We start from the raw sequence: 17,540 nt of genomic DNA, 5'->3' as shown, positions 1-17,540 counted from the left end.
ATTCCGACCGGATCACTCCAGCTTGATGTTCGCGGTCTTAATCAGGTCGCGCCACTTTGCGATTTCGTCGCGCACGAATTTGCCGAATTCCTCGGGCGAGCCCGGCTTGGGTTCCGCGCCGGCGGCGATCATTGCCTTTGCGGTGCTGTCGTTCGACAGGACCTTCACCATGTCCGCGTTGATGCGCTTGACGATGTCGGGCGGGATGCCTTTGGGCGCCATGACGCCGCTCCACGAGTAGGCTTCGTAGCCGGGCAGACCCGATTCGGCGATGGTGGGGATGTCGGGGACCATGCTGGATCGTGTGGGGTTGCCGACGCCCAGCGCGCGGATCTTGCCGCCTTTGAGGTGGGGGACGGCGGAGGGGCCGTCGGCGAACATGACTTGCACCTGGCCGCCGAGCAGGTCTTGCATGGCGGGTGCGCTGCCGCGGTATGGGACGTGCTGGATGCGCACGCCGGCCATGGCGTTGAAGAGTTCGCCGGCCAGGTGCGTGCCGCCGCCGGTGCCGGAGGAACTGAAGGACAGTTTGCCGGGGTTCTGTTTGGCGTAGGCGATGAGTTCGCTGACGGTGTTGACGGGCAGCGATGCGTTGACGACGAGGACGATGGGGAATACCGCGGCCATGCCTACTGGCACGAAGTCGGTGGTGATGTCGTAGCTGAGGTTGTTGCGCAGGCTGGGAAGGACTGCGTGGTGGATGGAGGCGAAGAAGAAGTTGTAGCCGTCGGGCTCTGCTTTCGCGGCGAACTGGGCGCCGACGATGCCGCCGGCGCCTGACTTGTTGTCGACGACGGTGGGCACGGACCAGAGTTGGCCAAGGGGCTGCGTGGTGAAGCGTGCGGTGGTGTCGACGGGGCCGCCGGCGGGAAAGGGAACGATGAAGGTGACGGCGTGGCCCGGCCAGGTGGCGGCGCGGGCCCAGGATGGAAGCATGGCGGCGGCGCAGGCTGCGCCCAGCCCCGCGAGGACGCGGCGGCGGTCTTGATGAATCACGGCAGTCTCCTGAGTTTTGTTCTGGTCACGGCTGGACATCGCGTGCTGCCGCCCGCCGCTGTTTTTTATTATTTGCCGAATGCGGATCGACGCCGCTACGTATTTGCAAAAGCCCCTCTTTCGCGCTGCCGGAAGGACGGACTGCACGCCCGGCGATCTCGCGGTGCGGCCGGGCTACGGCACACGGGCTAGGACATTCTGATCAGGGCAAACCCCGACCCGGTGCATTCAGGTGATCGACCGCGGGCGTTTCAGCGTCGCAAGCGCACGACGACGACGCGGGCTGCCATGGGTGGGGGACGCCTTATCTGTTGCAGGCGCGATTGGCTGCAGGCGTCCTGTCTGTCGCAGCCCCCTACTGCCCGCGTGCGGCGCGTTGCACGTGGCCGATGAAGCACTCGGCAAAACTGGGCAGGTCGCGGCCGCGCTGGCGGCACAGCAGGCGATCTCGCAGCGCCCAGGGGTCATCCAGTTTCAACACGTGCAGGAAATCAGGGCGGCTGTAGCGCGCCGCGCACGCGCGCGGCACGACGGCGATGCCTGCGCCGGCCTCGACCATGCGGCACACGGCCTCAAAGCTGCCTACGTGGACGCGTTGGCAGATGCGCTTGCCCAGGCCGCTGGCGATGTCTTCGAGGAAGGTCTGGATCGCGCTGTCCGGGTGGATGCCGACGAACTGGTAGGCGTCCACAAGGTCGGCGAAATGCGCGGTCTTCTGTGCGGCCAGCGGATGGTCCAGCGATGTGACTACGGTGAGTTCATCGCGGAACAGCGGCGTGACGTCCAGGCCCTCGACGTCGATGTTGCCGGCGACGAGGCCCAGGTCGCCGGCGCCCGCGCGGATCGCGATGACGATGTCGCCGGAGATTTTTTCCTCGAGCTCGACGTCGACGTCGGGGTTCTCCGCAAGGAACGTGGACAGCGCATCGGCCAGGAAGGAGTTGGTGGCGGTGGTGTTGGCCAGCAGGCGCAGACGGCCTTTCAGGCCGCTGGCGTAGGGCTGCAGATCGGCGTTCAGGCATTCAAGCTGGCGGAAGACGGCATTGGCGTGCTTGAGCAGCACCTCGCCTGCCGGCGTGAGCGCGACGCCTGTGGCCATGCGCACCAGCAGACGGGCCTTGAATGCCTCTTCCATGTGCTTGACCCGCGCGCTTGCCGCGGGCAAGGACAGGAAAGTGCGTTCCGCAGCACGGGTCAGATTGAGTGTTTCGCCCACGTTCAAGAACAAACGCAGGTCCGTCAGATCATGTCTCATGTTCCACCACGCAGAAGGGGGGCATTTCTAATTTTGAATTCTTCGAATGCCGGGTCGAATCTACCATGAGGCCATGCCCATGAACCAGACGGGTTGATGCGGAACTGTTTTCCACAGACGGCGTGCGCGCCGCAGCACAGGAGTCAGAAGCAATGAGCGGCTTGGTATCCGGAAAGGTGGTGATCGTGACGGGCGCGGGCGGCGGCATCGGCCGCAGCGTGGCGCTGGCAATGGCCGAGGCGGGCGCGAAGGTCGTGGTGAACGACATCGGCGTGTCGCTCACGGGCGAAGGCGGCGCGGACGGCCCCGCGCAGGCGGTCGTGAAGGAAATCGTGGAGGCGGGTGGCCAAGCCGTCGCCAACACCGACAGCGTGGCCGCGTACGACAGCGCCAGCCGCGTCGTGCAGACGGCGATCGATGCATTCGGCCGGGTGGACGCCGTGATCAACAACGCGGGCAACCTGCGCGACCGGGTTTTCCACAAGATGAGCGAAGAGGAATGGCGGCAGGTGATCGACGTGCACCTGAACGGCTCGTTCTACATGAGCCGCGCGGCGGCGCCCTACTTTCGTGAACAGGAGTCTGGCGCCTTCGTGCACATGACGTCCACCTCGGGGCTGATCGGCAATTTTGGACAGGCCAACTATGCGGCCGCCAAACTGGGCATCGTCGCGTTGTCCAAGTCGATTGCGCTGGACATGGCGCGCTACAACGTGCGGTCCAACTGCATCGCGCCGTTCGCCTGGAGCCGCATGACGAGCTCCATTCCGGCGGAGACCGACGAAGAAAAGGCGCGCGTCGAGAAGCTGAAAAAGATGGAGGCCGGCAAGGTGGCGCCGATGGCCGTGTTTCTGGCCAGCGACGCGGCCAGCGAGATCACGGCGCAGATCTTTGCCGTGCGCGCGAACGAGATCATGCTGATGAGCCAGCCCCGCCCGCTGCGCACGGTGCATCACAGCGAAGGCTGGACGCCGGAGCGCATCGCCGAGATCGCCGCGCCCGCGATGCGCAAGCACTTCTACGCGTTGGAGCGTTCGCCCGACGTGATCGATTGGGATCCCATCTGAGGCCGCCACATGCCGTTGGACTATGCAACCGTGAAGGACTGGCGCTTTGACGATGTGCGTCAGCGTTATGAACAGAAGGACACGATGCTGTATGCGCTGGGCATCGGTCTGGGACAGGATCCGGAAGACGCGGGACAGTTGCGCTACGTGTACGAAAAGGACCTGCGCGCGTTCCCGACGATGAGCGTGATCCTCGGCTACCCGGGCTTCTGGGTGAGCGATCCGCGCTCGACGGTGGACTGGGTGAAAGTGGTGCATGGCGAGCAGCGGCTGACGTTGCACGCGCCGCTGCCGGTGTCGGGCGTCGTCACCGGCAAAACGCGCAACACGCACGTGATCGACAAGGGTGCGGACAAGGGCGCCATCATCGTCAGCGAACGCACGCTGCACGACGAAGACGGGCAATGCCTGGCCACGCTGCGCTCCAGCACGTTCTGCCGCGGGGATGGCGGATTCGGCGACGGCGATGCCAGCCCCGAAGCCCTGCCCGCCGCGCCCGATGGCGACCCGGAATTGCGCTGCGAGCTGCGCATTCCGTCCAGCGCGGCGCTGCTGTATCGCCTGAACGCCGACCGCAATCCGCTGCACGCAGACCCGGAGGTCGCGCGCCAGGCGGGTTATCCCCGGCCCATCCTGCACGGTTTGTGCTCGTACGGCGTGGCCGCGCACGCCATCGTCAAGACCTTCTGCGACTACGACGCGGCGCGGCTCACCAGCCTGAATACGCGGTTCTCGGCGCCCGTCTATCCGGGCGAGACGCTGCAGTGCGACATGTGGCGCATGCCGGATGGGCAGATCCGCTTCATTGCCCGCGCGAAAGAGCGCGGCATCGTGGTCATGAGCCACGGCACCGCGACGGTGCAATCATGACGCGCCCGCCTCCGCTTGACGGCATCCGCGTGCTGGACCTGTCGCGCATCCTGGCCGGCCCGTGGTGCACGCAAAACCTGGCCGACCTGGGCGCCGACGTCATCAAGATCGAACGCCCGCGCGTCGGCGACGACACCCGCGCGTGGGGACCGCCCTTTTTGAAGGACGGGGATGGCCAGGACACCAACGAATCGGCGTATTACCTCAGCGCCAACCGCAACAAGCGCTCGGTCGAAGCCGACATGGCCACGCCCGAAGGCGCGGCGCTGATTCGCGAACTGGCGGCGGTCAGCGACATTCTGGTCGAGAACTTCAAGGTGGGCGGACTGGCCAAGTACGGGCTGGATTATGAAAGCCTGAAAGCCATCAACCCGCGCCTCATCTATTGCTCGGTCACCGGCTTCGGCCAGGATGGTCCGTTTGCGCAGCGGCCCGGCTACGACTTCATGATCCAGGGCATGGGCGGGCTGATGAGCATCACGGGCGAGCGCGACGACCTGCCGGGCGGCGGGCCGCAGAAGGCGGGCGTGGCGGTCACCGACATCGTGACCGGCATGTACGCCACCGTAGCGGTGCTGGCGGCCCTGCAGGAGCGTCATCGCAGCGGTCAGGGCCAGCATCTGGACATTGCGCTGCTGGATAGCCACGTGGCCCTGCTGGCGAACCAGAACTCCAACTACTTCAACTCGGGCGTGGCGCCCACGCGCGCCGGCAACGCGCATCAGAATGTGGTGCCCTATCAGGTGTTTGCGGCCAGCGACGGCCACCTGATCGTCGCCACGGGCAACGAAACTCAGTACCGCGCCTACTGCCGCGCCATCGGTGTGCCGGAGCTGGGCGACGATCCGCGCTTTGCCACGAACCGGCTGCGCGTCACCAACCGCGTGGAGCTGATCGGCATCCTGACGGACATCATGCGCGAAGGCCGGCGTGATGACTGGATTGCCAAGCTGGAGGCGGTGGGCGTGCCGTGTGGGCCGATCAATGACATCGCGCAGGCGTTTGCGCACCCGCAGGCGCAGGCGCGGCAGCTGCGTCGCGACATGCCGCATCCGGCGGGCGGCGTGGCGCCCGTGACTGCAAGTCCGCTGCGGTTGTCGGACTCTCCCGTCGTGTACCGCCGCGCGCCGCCGATGCTGGGCGAGCATACCGAGGAAGTGCTGCGCGACGTGCTGGGCAAGTCGGCGGAGGCGATTGCGGCGTTTCGGAAGTAAGCCGGGGGGGGGAAGGCGCGGCAGCACGCTGCAGCGTCACCCCGGGCATCGCCGCGCGGCTCAGTGCATGCCGTCGAGCAGCCAGTGGCGCGTGTTGAACCAGCCTCGAAACACGCGCGCGCCTTGCGGGCCGGCGTCATGCTGCGGCAGCCGCTGGCCGCCTGCCGCCACGTGCAGGCCGCGAATCACGGGTTCGAAGCGATCGCGAAACGCCCTGCTCTGCGCCCGGAAATGCGCATCCATGGTGGCGATGGTTGCTGCCTGCTCCGCCTGCGGCATCATCGACAGAAAGAACAGCACCTGCCGCCAGGCGTAGGCGGTGTTGCGGGTCATCCGCACACACGCATGCCAATCGTGGATCTTCCTCTGATGGCGCGCGCAGATCCATTCGAAACCGGCCATCGCCATGCGGCCGTACTGGTCACGCAGCCTCTCATCCAGCCCTGCGCCCTTCACCAGCACAGCAAGATTCTGCGTCGTCAGGATCTGCTGCTGCTCGATCACCATGCCGTTGGCGCCCACCTGGCCGAAGCCAGGCTGCACGCCGGCGCGCGTGATGCACAGGCGGCCGAACGCGTCGGCCTCTGCGTCGTCGCCGCGTGATTTGCGCGGCAACGGCAACGCCAGCACCTGGCGGGCGTCGATGTCGAAATAGCGGGTGTACAGACAGTCGCCGAGCAGCGCCGCCGCGCATTGCGCCGCCTCCTGGAACTTGCGTCCGAATCGCCCCATGAAGATGTCCGCCGCCACCTCATCCACCAGCGGCAGCGACCATTGCGCGCGCTCGGCAAGCGCATGCAGTTCCTGCAGCAGCTTGTTCGGCACAGGCGCATGCGGAAATGACGCCAGCGCGAGTTCCGCGATTTCCGTCAGCGCGGCGCGCGCCGCGTCGGCATCCTGCCGCGCGGGATGCCGCAGATTCTCCAGGGCAGCGATCCAGGGCAACCGGTCGAACGAGGCCTGCCGTTCAAGATTGACCAGGAGTAGCGATCGGCGCCGGCGGAACGCGCGATAACAAGCGCTGTAGAGCGTGCGCAATGCCGCATCGTCGAAGCCGCCGCTTTGCAGGCCCGACGTGATCTGCGGCGTCAGCGTCGCCAGGAAGTCCGACGAGGTGATCAGTTCCCGCGTCACCAGGTCGGCCAGCGTGCCGCTCTGGCAGCGCTGCGCGCGCCGCGCGATGGGCGCCGGCACCTGCACGCCCGGCGGCAATTGGAGCGTTGCGGCTTCGGTCGCACTCATCGGCGCCAGCACCGGGGCCAGATCGCGCACGCCGGCCGTCGGCGGATGATTCCGCAAGCGAGCGGCCACCACGCGCGCGATCTCATGGAATCCCACTGCTGAAACATCCTCGCGCTGACGTTGGCGCAGGGCCTCGTGCTCCGCGGACCCGGGCTCGCCATGCGCGGCCACGAAATCGCGAACGATGCGGCGTATGCGGCCGACCTGCTTGCCGGTCAGGCTGGCAGCGTCCTGCGCGCATTGCGCCAGCAGGCCGAAGAGCTCGCGCTTGTGGCGATGTCTGCGCGACGTGCCGATCGGCAACTGGCCGCTGTCCTGGGCGGCATTGATCTCGTTCGTCAGCGCCTGCGCGCGTTGACGCCAATCCTGCGGATAACGCCGGCACGGCCAATCGTCTTCGACCGTTTCAAGGAACAGCGCGACGGCGCGGTCGTAAACGGGCAGCAGGTTCTGAACGGCCGCGCGCTGCGCCGCGATGCGCGGCTGCGCAGGCAAGCCGGACAATCGCGCGGCAACGTCGCCCGCGGTGCTGACATGAATGTCGGCGGCCGACGCGTCATCGGCCGAGCCGGGCTCGGGGAAGAATCGCAGCCGGTCGAAGAACGGCGCCACCACCGCGACCAGTTCCCGCGCGGCGTCGCCAAGCCCTTGACCCAACAGCCACGCCACCACGGCCAGCGCAGCTTCTTCCGGCACCTCGATGCGATAGTCGCCACGCGCCAGGCGGTCTTGCAGCTGCGCGACACCGGCCTCGCTGAGAAACCAGGCGTTTAGATCCCGCCGTTCGCTGCCCGGCGTGATGCCGGAAAGCGTCGCCGCCAATTCGCGCTCGTAGGGCGTCAGGGGTCCGCCGGCTAGCAGATCGCCCGTGGCAAAGCCGCCGGTGGCGACGTCCAGCGTCACCCAGTCGGGAATCCCGGGCAGCGGCGTGGCGGAACCATAGCTGGCCGAACCGTCCAGCGCATGCGCCAGCACCTGGCGCCAGCGTTCGACGCGCACGGCCGCGCGCTCGCGCACGGCGGGGTCCGGGTGGGTCTCGAGGGTCAGGAAGGCTTTGGCGAGCATGGCCGCGGCATAGCCGCCACCCGCCCCGTGCGCATCCGGCGCGTCATCCATGCTGCGTCGCTTGGAAAAGAGGAAGGGATCCGGGAGCTGGATTCGAACCAGCGCCTATCCGGACTGGAGCCGAATGTTCTGCCGCTGAACTATCCCGGAACGACGGACGGAGTATATACATCGCGTGCGCCGCGCACCCGTCAAAAACACCCGTCAAAAAAATTGGCCGCTGATGTCAGCGGCCAATTCAGGCTTCATGCAGTCAATGCGATCAGGCAACGGCAACCGGGATCTTGCCGATCTTGGCCTGCCATTCCTTCGGGCCGGTCGTGTGGACCGAGGTGCCCTGGGCGTCGACCGCCACCGTCACCGGCATGTCCTTCACGTCGAACTCATAGATGGCTTCCATGCCCAGGTCCGCAAAGCCCAGCACCTTGGCGCCGCGGATCGCCTTGGACACCAGGTAGGCAGCGCCGCCGACGGCCATCAGGTAGGCCGAGCCGTGCTTCTTGATGGCTTCGATCGCGACGGGGCCGCGCTCGGACTTGCCGATCATCGAGATCAGGCCCGTCTTCTCGAGCATCATGTCCGTGAACTTGTCCATGCGCGTGGCGGTGGTGGGGCCTGCCGGGCCGACCACTTCATCGCCCACCGGATCCACCGGACCCACGTAGTAGATGACGCGGTTGGTGAAGTCCACGGGCAGCGGTTCGCCCTTGGCCAGCATGTCCTGGATGCGCTTGTGCGCGGCGTCGCGGCCGGTGAGCATCTTGCCCGACAGCAGCAGGGTCTGGCCCGGCTTCCAGCTGGCGACTTCTTCCTTGGTCAGCGTGTTCAGGTCGACCTGCTTGGACTTGTTGTAGTCCGGCGCCCAGTGCACTTCGGGCCATTCGGACAGCGACGGCGGATCCAGGCGCGCGGGACCCGAGCCGTCCAGCTCGAAGTGCGCGTGGCGCGTGGCTGCACAGTTCGGGATCATGGCGACGGGCTTGGAGGCCGCGTGGGTCGGGAAGGTGCTGATCTTGACGTCCAGCACGGTGGTCAGGCCGCCCAGGCCCTGGGCGCCGATGCCCAGCGCGTTGACCTTTTCGTAGAGCTCGATGCGCAGCTCTTCCAGCTTGCTCTGCGGGCCGCGGGCCAGCAGTTCATACATGTCGATGTCTTCCATCAGCGACTGCTTGGCCATCAGCATGGCCTTTTCGGCCGTGCCGCCAACGCCGATGCCCAGCATGCCGGGCGGGCACCAGCCGGCGCCCATCGACGGAACGGTCTTGAGGACCCAGTCCACCAGCGAATCGCTGGGGTTCAGCATGGCGAACTTGGTCTTGTTCTCGGAACCGCCACCCTTCGAGGCGATCTGCACGTCGACCTTGTCGCCCTGGACAAGCTCGACGTGCAGGATACAGGGCGTGTTGTCGCGCGTGTTCTTGCGCGCGAAGAGCGGGTCGTCCAGCACGGAGGCGCGCAGCGGATTGTCCGGATTCAGATAGCCGCGGCGCACGCCTTCGTCACAGAGCTCCTGCAGGGTGCGCTTGGTGTCAAAGCGCACGCTCATGCCGATCTTCAGGAAGACGTTGACGATGCCGGTGTCCTGGCACAGCGGACGCTTGCCCTCGGCGCACATGCGCGAGTTGGTCAGGATCTGCGCCATCGCATCGCGCGCGGCCGGGCTTTCCTCGCGCTCGTAGGCGCGCGCCAGGTGGCGGATGTAATCGACGGGGTGGTAATAGCTGATGAACTGGATGCCATCGGCTATCGACTGGATCAAGTCTTCTTCTTTAATGATGACGGACATGGCGATTTGCAGGTCTGGAGGGGGAAAACGTGAAACGCGGCCGGCTAGCGGCTGCGAGGTAAAAGTATTGGACGCCCTATTTGCCTTGCCACACGGGCTTGCGCTTTTCGGCGAAGGCGGTGGCGCCTTCCTTGGCGTCAGCGGAAGTGAAGATGTGCGCGATCAGCGGGCGCTGGCGGTCGAACATGCCTTCCTGGTCCCAGTCGCCGCCTTGCGCGACGATGCTCTTGGCCGTCTGGACGGCCAGCGGGCCGTTCTCGACGATGGCGCGGGCCAGTTCCAGCGCGCCGGCCAGGGCGCCGCCCGGCTCGGTCAGGCGGTTGACCAGGCCAAAGGCGTGGGCGCGTTCGGCGCTCAGCATTTCGCCGGTCAGGATGACTTCCATGGCGATGTGGTACGGCAGGCGGCGCGGCAGGCGCAGGAGGCCGCCGGCGCCGGCCACCAGACCGCGCTTGACCTCGGGCAGGCCGAACTTGGCGTTGCTGGCGGCCACGATCAGGTCGGAAGCCAGCGCCATTTCGCAACCGCCCGCCAGGGCGTAGCCCTCGACGGCGGCGATCAGCGGCTTCTTGGGCGGGCGTTCGTTCAGGCCGGCAAAACCGCGGCCTTCGACGTAAGGACGCTGGCCGGACGCGGCGAATGCCTTCAGGTCCATGCCCGACGAGAACGTGCCGCCGCCACCCGTCAGGATGCCGATGCGCACGTCGTCACGGCTGTCCAGCTGGTCCAGCGCGGCGGCCATGGCCACGGCGGTTTCCAGGTTGATGGCGTTCTTGGCCTCGGGACGGTTGATCGTGATGATCTGGATGCCGTCGGTGACTTCCACCGTGATCAGGTCAGACATGGGACTGCTCCTTTTTCGCGAATTTCTCGGAATCGGGTTCCGGGTTTTATATAAGACTCAGGCTCAACCCGGAATCATACGACCATTGGTTTGCGGGCGCAGGCAAAGGCCGGCGCGTGTCCACCAGGGGCACATTCGGGGACGCCCTCAGCCTCAGATGTAACGGGTACGGCCCCACCGGGGACCGCTGCGGCCGCAGGCCAGTTAAAATGCCGGGTTTCCCACGCGCAGGGCAGTTTTTGCCCGGCGGCCGAATTCCAAGAATCCTATGCTCACCTTTCAGCAAATCATCCTTACGCTCCAGGAATACTGGGACAAACAGGGTTGCGCCCTGCTGCAGCCCTACGACATGGAAGTCGGCGCCGGCACCTCGCACACGGCCACGTTCCTGCGCGCGATCGGCCCGGAGCCCTGGCGCGCCGCCTATGTCCAGCCCTCGCGCCGCCCGAAGGATGGCCGCTACGGCGAGAACCCCAACCGCCTGCAGCACTACTACCAGTACCAGGTCGTGCTCAAGCCCGCGCCCCCGGAAATCCTGGATCTGTATATCGGTTCGCTGAAGGCGCTGGGCATCGATCCCACGCAGCACGACATCCGCTTCGTCGAGGACGACTGGGAAAACCCCACGCTCGGCGCCTGGGGTCTGGGCTGGGAAGTCTGGCTGAACGGCATGGAAGTGACGCAGTTCACGTATTTCCAGCAGGTCGGCGGCCTGGACTGCACGCCCACCACCGGTGAAATCACCTACGGCCTGGAACGCCTGGCCATGTATTTGCAGGACGTGCAAAGCGTGTACGACCTGGTCTGGACGGAAGGCGCCAACGGCAACCGCGTGCTGTACCGCGACGTGTTCCACCAGAACGAAGTCGAGCAATCCACCTACAACTTCGAACACTCGTCGGCCGAGATGCTGTTTGCGCATTTCAACGACTACGAAGCCGAGGCCAAGCGCCTGATGGACGTGCCGCTGGCGCTGCCGGCCTACGAGGCCGCGCTGAAAGCCGCGCACACCTTCAACATGCTGGACGCGCGCGGCGCGATCAGCGTGACCGAGCGCGCCGCCTACATCGGCCGCATCCGCAACCTGTCGCGCGCCGTCGCGCAGGCCTACTACGATTCCCGCGAACGACTGGGCTTTCCCATGCTGGGCCGCGACAAGGCCGCCGGGGAGGCTGCATAAATGACGACGAACATCCGCCCGCTGCTGGTCGAACTGCTGACCGAAGAACTCCCGCCCAAGGCCCTGCAGAAGCTGGGCCAGGCCTTTGCCGAAGGCGTGCGCGCCACGCTGGACCGCCACGGCCTGCTGGCCGAAGGCTGCGCCGTGACGCCCTATTCGACGCCGCGCCGCCTGGCCGTCCACCTGTCCGCCGTGCTGGCGCAGGCGCCCGACCAGGCCTATGCCGAAAAGTTGATGCCCGTGAAGATCGGCCTGACCGAAGACGGCAAGGCCACGCCTGCACTGCAAAAGAAGCTGGCCGCCAAGGGCCTTGAAAACATCGACCTCGCCACGCTGGACCGTGAATCCGACGGCAAGCAGGACTACCTGGTGGCGCGCGGCACGGCCGCGGGTGCGCAACTGGCCGCCGGCCTGCAGGAAGGCATCGAAGCCGCCATCGACGGCCTGCCCATCCCCAAGGTGATGCGTTACCAATTGGCTGACGGCGTCTCCACCGTCAAGTTCGTGCGCCCGGCGCACGGCCTGATCGCCCTGTTCGGCGCGGACGTGGTGCCGGTGTCGGCACTGGGCCTGGCCGCCGGCCGCGAAACCCTGGGCCACCGCTTCATGAGCGAAGGCGCCGTTGCCATCGCCGATGCCGACGCCTACGTTGCCACGGTGGCGGAAAAGGGCCATGTCGTGGCGTCGTTCGAGACGCGCCGCGCCGAGATCCAGCGCCAGTTGCAAGAAGAAGCGGCCCGCCTGTCCGCCACGCTGGGCGACGACCCCGAAGTGGCCGCGCTGCTGGATGAAGTGACCGCACTGGTCGAACACCCCACCGTCTATGTGGGCCAGTTCGAGGAACAGTTCCTGCAGGTGCCGCAGGAATGCCTGATCCTGACCATGCGGCTGAACCAGAAATACTTCCCGCTGTTCGACCCGGCAACCGGCCGTCTCACTCACCGTTTCCTGATCGTGAGCAACATGCGCACGGACAACCCGGTGAACATCGTCGAAGGCAACCAGCGCGTGGTACGCCCCCGTCTGGCCGACGCGCAGTTCTTCTTTGAGACCGACCGCAAGACGCCGCTGGCCGCGCGTGTCGAGCAGTTGGGCTCCATCGTCTATCACAACAAGCTGGGCACCCAGCTCGAGCGCGTCGAGCGCGTGCGCGCCATCGCCCGCGGCATCGCCGGCGAACTGGGCGGCGACGTGTCCGCCGCCGACCGCGCCGCCATGCTGGCCAAGGCCGACCTCGGTTCGAACATGGTCGGTGAATTCCCCGAACTGCAAGGCATCATGGGCGCGTACTACGCCGCCGGCGACGGCGAGCCCGCCAGCGTCGTCGAGGCCCTGCGCACCCAATACCGCAACCGCTACGACGCGCCGGTCACGCAGGACACCCTGACCGCCGCCACGCTGTTCATCGCCGAACGCGTCGAAACGCTGGTCGGCATCTGGGCCATCGGCCTGGCCCCCACCGGCGAACGCGACCCCTTCGGCCTGCGCCGCGCCGCGTTGGGCCTGATCAGCGCCTTCGAACAACTGGCCGCGGGCGGCTGGCTGAAGATCAGCCAGAACGGTCCGCTGACGCTGGACGGCCTGCTGCAGCTGGCCGCCGGCACATTCCCGGCGGACAAGATTCCGGGCGACACGCTGGCCGAGGTCCGCACCTTCATTTATGAGCGCTATCGCAATCAGCTCATCAACGACTTCGACCGCAACGCCGTCGAGGCCGTGATCGCGCTGACCCCGCCGCTGCACCAGGTGGCCGAGCGCGTGCGCGCCGCCGCCGCGTTTGCGCAGCTGCCCGAGGCCGCCAGCCTGGCCGCCGCCAACAAGCGCATCGGCAACCTGCTCAAGAAGGCCGAAGGCGAGATCGGCGCGGTGAACGACGCCGCGCTGGTGGAGCCGGCCGAAAAGGCCCTGGCCACCGCCGTGGCCGCCTTGCGTCCCAAGGCCGAGGCGCAGCTTGCCGACGGCGACTTCGCCGGCAGCCTGTCCACGCTGGCCCAGGCCCGCGAACCGGTCGACGCGTTCTTTGCCGACGTCATGGTCATGGCCGAAGACCCGGCCGTCCGCGCCAACCGGCTCGCCCTCCTGGCCCAACTGCATGGCCTGATGAACCAGGTCGCCGACATTTCCAGGCTCGCCCAGTGAAGCTCATCATCCTCGACCGCGACGGCGTCATCAATCAGGACAGCGACGCCTTCGTCAAGACGCCCGACGAATGGATCGCGCTGCCGGGCAGCCTGCAGGCCATCGCGCGCCTCACGCAGGCCGGCTGGAAGGTGGTGGTTGCCACCAACCAATCGGGCTTGGCGCGCGGCCTGTTCGACATGGACACGCTGACGGCCATCCACACCAAGATGCGACGCGAGCTCGCCGCGGTAGGCGGCAGCGTCGATGCCATCTTCATGTGCCCGCACGGCCCCGACGACGACTGCACCTGCCGCAAGCCGCGTCCCGGCATGTTCGAGCAGATTGGTCACCGCTACGACATCGATCTGGCCGGTGTCCCGGCCGTGGGCGATTCGCTGCGCGATCTGCAGGCCTCGTCGGCCGCCGGGTGCTCGCCGTGGCTGGTGCTGACGGGCAACGGCGCCAAGACGCAAGCCAAGGGTGGACTGCCGGACAACACGCGCGTCTGCAACGACCTGTCGGCCGTGGCCGACGCCTTGCTGCAGGACGCGTGACCCGATGGCCCGGCTTCGTTCCTTCCTGTATTTCGTGTTCCTGGCCGTCACGGTCATCCCGTACGCCTTCGCCTGCATCCTGTGGGCGCCGCTGCCGCTGCACTGGCGCTACAAGCTCACGGTGGGCTGGCCTCGCCTGGCCATCTGGGGCGCCAAGGTCTTCTGCGGCATCCGCTGGCAGGTCAAGGGCTGGGAAAACCTGCCCGACGGCCCCGCGGTGCTGCTGTCCAAGCACCAGTCGGCCTGGGAAACCCTGTTCTTCCCGGCCTACATGCCGCGCGAGGTTTGCTTCGTCTATAAGAAAGAGCTGCACATGGTGCCGTTCTTCGGCTGGGGCCTGGCGCTCTTGCGCATGATCGCCATTGACCGCGCCAAGGGCCGCGACGCCTTCGAACAGGTGGTCAAGCAAGGCCAGACCCGTTTGAACGAAGGCCGCTGGCCGCTGCTGTTTCCCGAAGGCACGCGCGTGCCGCCGGGCCAGGCCGGACGTTTCAAGATGGGCGGTGCGCTGCTCGCATCGCGCACCGGCGCCGTGGTCATTCCCGTGGCGCACAACGCCGGCGAATGCTGGCGCCGCAACGCTTTCGTCAAGTATCCCGGCATGGTCACCCTGTCGATCGGTCCCGCGATAGAATCCAAGGGTCTTACCCCCGAAGAACTGAACCAGAAGGTTCAGGACTGGATCGAAGGGGAAATGCGGCGTCTCAACCCCGAAAGGTATGCCCAGCACTGATCAGCTAGAACTCCTGTTTGGTACGCAGGAAGACGACGCGCCCGCGGGCGCGCCGCCGTTGATCGCCGTGCCGACGCCGACGGCCGCCCCCCGGGCGTCGTCCGCCGGGCCCCAGGCTCACCGTCCAGACACTCCCCGGCCCGTCACGCCCGCCAACCTGTTTCCCGATGCCGCCAAGGCGCCCGCAGCCACCGGCGAGCCGCTGCTGACGCTCTCGCCCAACGCCGCCTCACGCGTGCCCACGCCCTGCCCCGACCCGCTGCCGCCCGGCGCGCGCTGGCGCGAGGTGCCCACCGAACAGCAACCCATCGGTTTCGTGCTGCTGCGCTCGCGGCGGCGCAGCATCGGCTTCGTCATCACCGACGACGGCCTGCGCGTCACCGCGCCCAACTGGGTGACGCTGACGCAGATCGACGATGCGGTGCGCGAGAAATCCCGCTGGATCCTGACCAAGCTGCGTGAATGGCATGCCCGCAAGCAGCAGCTTGCGATGGCGCACACGCGCTGGCAGGCAGGCGGCGAACTTCCGTATCTGGGCCGTCGCATCATCATCGGCGTGGGCGGCGACAGCCGCCAAGCCAATCTGTCCGGCGATGCCGACGCGCCGCAGGATGGCGACACGCTGTGGCTGGCGCTGCCATCCAATGCCGACCAGGGCCGCATCCGCGATGCAGCGCAAGCCTGGCTGCAACAGCGCGCGGGCGCCTGGTTCGGCACCCGGCTGGCGCACTTCCTGCAGATCAGCGGGCTGAAGATCCGCCGCTGGCGCCTGTCGTCGGCCGCCACCCGCTGGGGCTCCTGCACCAGCGACGGCAACATCATGCTGAACTGGCGACTGATCCATTTCGCGCCCGCCATCATCGATTACGTCATCGCGCACGAGCTTGCCCATTTGCGCGAGATGAACCACAGTCAGGACTTCTGGCGCGAAGTGGGCCAGATCCTGCCCGACTTCGAAGACGCCAAGAACATCCTGCGGCGTCACGATCCCGCCTCGCTGCCTCAGTTCTGAGGCGCCGGGGCACACCAGCGTCTATCGCGCTCCAAGGAGAATCGAAATGTTGCTGCTGATTCCGGGCCCGGTCACGACCGATGCGCGGGTGAAGGCCGCCATGGCGCAGGACTACGCGCCGTGGGACAACGATTTCCGAACCCTGTACCGGCAGGTCTGCGACGGCGTGCTCGCCATTGCCCAAGCCGGCGCGGACGAACACGTGGCGCTGGCGCTACCCGGCTGCGGCCATTTCGCGGTCGAAGCCGCCCTCCGCACCTTTGTGCCGCCCGGCGGCCGCGTGCTGGCGCCGTCCACCGGCGCCTATGCGGCCCGTCTGCAGAAGCTGGCCGGCGAGGCCGGCCGCGTCGCCGTGCCGCTTGCGGTGGGCACGACCGAGCGCGTGGATCCGCAAGCGGTTGCCGACGCGCTGGAACGCGACCCGACGCTCACGCACCTGGCGCTGGTCTACAGCGAAACCGGCAGCGGCATCTGCCACGACGTGCCTCATCTGGCGCGCATCGCCCATGCGCTGGGACGCCGCGTGATCGTGGACGCGGTGTCCGCCTTTGGGGCCCTGCCGCTCGAACTGCGGGCCCTGCCCGCGGTCGACGCCGTGGTGCTGACCGCGAACAAATGCCTGGAAGGCCTGCCCGGCGCCGCCTTCGTCGTCGCGCGCCGCGACAGCCTGGATGCCGCGCGCGGCAACGCCGGAAGCTGGTCGCTCGACCTGGCGGACATCTATCAGCACACGCTCGCGCCCAACGCCGGGCCCCGCTTCACGCCCGCGGCGCCCACGCTGGCGGCGCTGGCCGTGGCGCTGGAACTGTTCCGCCAGGAAGGCCGCGAGGCCCGGCTGGCGCGCTACACCGCCAACATGCACACGCTCTATGATGGCGTGATCGATCTTGGCCTGACCCCATACCTGCCGCCCGAGCTGCAAGGCCCCATCGTCGTCAACGTCCGCGCGCCGGACGCCCCGACCTGGCACCTGCAGCTCTTCGTGGACGCGCTCAAGCAGCGCGGCTATGTGATCAGCAACTTCACCAACACCGAAGAACCCACGTTCCGGGTCGGCTGCATCGGCGCCTTTGGCGCCAGTCAGATGCGGCAGGCGGTCGACGCCATGGGCGGCGCGCTGCGCGACATCGGAATCACCCGGGAACGCGCCGGAAATGCCCGGCTTTTCCCCCAACCCCTCACCGCTTAAGGACACTTCCCATGCGTCTGCTCCACACCATGCTGCGCGTCGGCAACCTCGACAAGTCCATCGACTTCTACACCAACGTGCTCGGCATGCGCCTTCTGCGCCGCAACGACTACCCGGACGGCAAGTTCACGCTGGCCTTTGTGGGCTACCAGGATGAAGTCGATGGCGCCGTCATCGAACTGACCCACAATTGGGACACCGACAAGTACGACCTGGGCAACGGCTACGGCCACATCGCCCTGGAAGTCGACAACGCCTACGAAGCCTGTGACAAGGTCAAGGAACGCGGCGGCAAGGTCACCCGCGAAGCCGGCCCCATGAAGCACGGCAAGACGGTCATCGCCTTCGTGGAAGATCCCGACGGCTACAAGATCGAGTTCATCCAGAAGAAAGACCGCCAGGACTGACCCGG

General features: G+C 66.9%; 15 protein-coding genes and 1 tRNA gene. 10 read left to right on the top strand and 6 right to left on the bottom strand.

From position 1 onward, the window contains the following. Nucleotides 1-12: 12 nt before the first annotated feature. Nucleotides 13-1,035, bottom strand: coding sequence for a tripartite tricarboxylate transporter substrate-binding protein (locus AB3147_RS04665; protein WP_438860964.1), 1,023 nt, complete (start codon nucleotides 1,033-1,035; stop codon nucleotides 13-15). 316 nt (nucleotides 1,036-1,351) lie between these two features. Next, entirely contained in the window at nucleotides 1,352-2,251 is a 900-nt protein-coding gene (locus AB3147_RS04660) for a LysR substrate-binding domain-containing protein (RefSeq protein ID WP_056569094.1), read from the bottom strand. A gap of 152 nt (nucleotides 2,252-2,403) precedes the next feature. On the opposite strand from AB3147_RS04660, the gene AB3147_RS04655 reads away from it, so the two are divergent. Genes AB3147_RS04655 through AB3147_RS04645 form a run of 3 tightly spaced genes read left to right on the top strand, consistent with a single transcriptional unit; the run spans nucleotide 2,404 to nucleotide 5,402 of the window. After that, on the top strand, nucleotides 2,404-3,318 hold the full coding sequence (locus AB3147_RS04655) for an SDR family NAD(P)-dependent oxidoreductase (RefSeq protein ID WP_175138867.1): 915 nt from the start codon (nucleotides 2,404-2,406) through the stop codon (nucleotides 3,316-3,318). 9 nt (nucleotides 3,319-3,327) lie between these two features. Continuing rightward, complete coding sequence (locus AB3147_RS04650) at nucleotides 3,328-4,188, top strand: MaoC/PaaZ C-terminal domain-containing protein (protein WP_175123289.1); 861 nt, start codon at nucleotides 3,328-3,330, stop codon at nucleotides 4,186-4,188. Further along, on the top strand, nucleotides 4,185-5,402 hold the full coding sequence (locus tag AB3147_RS04645; protein WP_367351479.1) for a CaiB/BaiF CoA transferase family protein: 1,218 nt from the start codon (nucleotides 4,185-4,187) through the stop codon (nucleotides 5,400-5,402). Before AB3147_RS04650 ends, AB3147_RS04645 begins: the two co-directional genes overlap by 4 nt. Before the next feature lie 60 nt (nucleotides 5,403-5,462). On the opposite strand, the gene AB3147_RS04640 is transcribed toward AB3147_RS04645, so the two are convergent. The 4 genes from AB3147_RS04640 to AB3147_RS04625 form a co-directional block, all read right to left on the bottom strand. Beyond that, entirely contained in the window at nucleotides 5,463-7,760 is a 2,298-nt protein-coding gene (locus AB3147_RS04640; protein WP_367351478.1) for a hypothetical protein, read from the bottom strand. A gap of 27 nt (nucleotides 7,761-7,787) precedes the next feature. After that, a tRNA-Trp gene (locus AB3147_RS04635) sits at nucleotides 7,788-7,859 on the bottom strand. 112 nt (nucleotides 7,860-7,971) lie between these two features. Then, complete coding sequence (locus AB3147_RS04630) at nucleotides 7,972-9,495, bottom strand: fumarate hydratase (RefSeq protein WP_175138870.1); 1,524 nt, start codon at nucleotides 9,493-9,495, stop codon at nucleotides 7,972-7,974. A gap of 76 nt (nucleotides 9,496-9,571) precedes the next feature. After that, a complete protein-coding gene (locus AB3147_RS04625) occupies nucleotides 9,572-10,339 on the bottom strand; it encodes a crotonase/enoyl-CoA hydratase family protein (RefSeq protein WP_056569111.1) in 768 nt (255 codons plus the stop codon). A 268-nt stretch (nucleotides 10,340-10,607) separates the two neighbouring features. Between AB3147_RS04625 and glyQ the strand changes: the two genes are divergently transcribed. The 7 genes from glyQ to gloA are packed head-to-tail and all read left to right on the top strand — an operon-like array spanning nucleotide 10,608 to nucleotide 17,535. Then, nucleotides 10,608-11,519: a glycine--tRNA ligase subunit alpha gene (gene glyQ / locus AB3147_RS04620; protein WP_062683440.1), complete on the top strand. Its 912-nt coding sequence runs from the start codon at nucleotides 10,608-10,610 to the stop codon at nucleotides 11,517-11,519. Then, nucleotides 11,520-13,658 carry a glycine--tRNA ligase subunit beta gene (gene glyS / locus AB3147_RS04615; RefSeq protein ID WP_367351477.1) on the top strand — a complete coding sequence of 713 codons (2,139 nt, stop codon included), beginning with the start codon at nucleotides 11,520-11,522 and terminating at the stop codon, nucleotides 13,656-13,658. Beyond that, a complete protein-coding gene (gene gmhB, locus AB3147_RS04610; protein WP_175123306.1) occupies nucleotides 13,655-14,194 on the top strand; it encodes a D-glycero-beta-D-manno-heptose 1,7-bisphosphate 7-phosphatase in 540 nt (179 codons plus the stop codon). Before glyS ends, gmhB begins: the two co-directional genes overlap by 4 nt. Nucleotides 14,195-14,198: 4 nt before the next feature. Further along, nucleotides 14,199-14,927 carry a lysophospholipid acyltransferase family protein gene (locus tag AB3147_RS04605; protein WP_175138872.1) on the top strand — a complete coding sequence of 243 codons (729 nt, stop codon included), beginning with the start codon at nucleotides 14,199-14,201 and terminating at the stop codon, nucleotides 14,925-14,927. Then, the gene (locus AB3147_RS04600) at nucleotides 14,914-15,939 is read left to right on the top strand and encodes a YgjP-like metallopeptidase domain-containing protein (protein ID WP_367351476.1); all 1,026 of its coding nucleotides are present in this window, start codon (nucleotides 14,914-14,916) and stop codon (nucleotides 15,937-15,939) included. Before AB3147_RS04605 ends, AB3147_RS04600 begins: the two co-directional genes overlap by 14 nt. A gap of 46 nt (nucleotides 15,940-15,985) precedes the next feature. Further along, complete coding sequence (locus tag AB3147_RS04595) at nucleotides 15,986-17,128, top strand: 2-aminoethylphosphonate--pyruvate transaminase (RefSeq protein WP_367351475.1); 1,143 nt, start codon at nucleotides 15,986-15,988, stop codon at nucleotides 17,126-17,128. An 11-nt stretch (nucleotides 17,129-17,139) separates the two neighbouring features. Beyond that, the gene (gene gloA, locus AB3147_RS04590) at nucleotides 17,140-17,535 is read left to right on the top strand and encodes a lactoylglutathione lyase (protein ID WP_063955180.1); all 396 of its coding nucleotides are present in this window, start codon (nucleotides 17,140-17,142) and stop codon (nucleotides 17,533-17,535) included. Nucleotides 17,536-17,540 lie beyond the last annotated feature (5 nt).

The organism is Achromobacter animicus, from assembly GCF_040775605.1.
GTDB lineage: Bacteria > Pseudomonadota > Gammaproteobacteria > Burkholderiales > Burkholderiaceae_B > Achromobacter > Achromobacter animicus.
This window is presented reverse-complemented; position numbering and strand designations above follow the sequence as displayed.

Excerpts from the sequence above, each read along its gene's own strand:
- glyS (WP_367351477.1), top strand. The coding sequence starts at position 11,520 with ATGACGACGAACATCCGCCCGCTGCTGGTCGAACTGCTGACCGAAGAA.
- AB3147_RS04625 (WP_056569111.1), bottom strand. The coding sequence starts at position 10,339 with ATGTCTGACCTGATCACGGTGGAAGTCACCGACGGCATCCAGATCATC.
- AB3147_RS04640 (WP_367351478.1), bottom strand. The coding sequence starts at position 7,760 with ATGGATGACGCGCCGGATGCGCACGGGGCGGGTGGCGGCTATGCCGCG.
- AB3147_RS04600 (WP_367351476.1), top strand. The coding sequence starts at position 14,914 with ATGCCCAGCACTGATCAGCTAGAACTCCTGTTTGGTACGCAGGAAGAC.
- AB3147_RS04605 (WP_175138872.1), top strand. The coding sequence starts at position 14,199 with ATGGCCCGGCTTCGTTCCTTCCTGTATTTCGTGTTCCTGGCCGTCACG.
- AB3147_RS04655 (WP_175138867.1), top strand. The coding sequence starts at position 2,404 with ATGAGCGGCTTGGTATCCGGAAAGGTGGTGATCGTGACGGGCGCGGGC.
- glyQ (WP_062683440.1), top strand. The coding sequence starts at position 10,608 with ATGCTCACCTTTCAGCAAATCATCCTTACGCTCCAGGAATACTGGGAC.
- AB3147_RS04645 (WP_367351479.1), top strand. The coding sequence starts at position 4,185 with ATGACGCGCCCGCCTCCGCTTGACGGCATCCGCGTGCTGGACCTGTCG.
- AB3147_RS04660 (WP_056569094.1), bottom strand. The coding sequence starts at position 2,251 with ATGAGACATGATCTGACGGACCTGCGTTTGTTCTTGAACGTGGGCGAA.
- AB3147_RS04665 (WP_438860964.1), bottom strand. The coding sequence starts at position 1,035 with ATGTCCAGCCGTGACCAGAACAAAACTCAGGAGACTGCCGTGATTCAT.
- gloA (WP_063955180.1), top strand. The coding sequence starts at position 17,140 with ATGCGTCTGCTCCACACCATGCTGCGCGTCGGCAACCTCGACAAGTCC.
- AB3147_RS04630 (WP_175138870.1), bottom strand. The coding sequence starts at position 9,495 with ATGTCCGTCATCATTAAAGAAGAAGACTTGATCCAGTCGATAGCCGAT.
- AB3147_RS04595 (WP_367351475.1), top strand. The coding sequence starts at position 15,986 with ATGTTGCTGCTGATTCCGGGCCCGGTCACGACCGATGCGCGGGTGAAG.
- AB3147_RS04650 (WP_175123289.1), top strand. The coding sequence starts at position 3,328 with ATGCCGTTGGACTATGCAACCGTGAAGGACTGGCGCTTTGACGATGTG.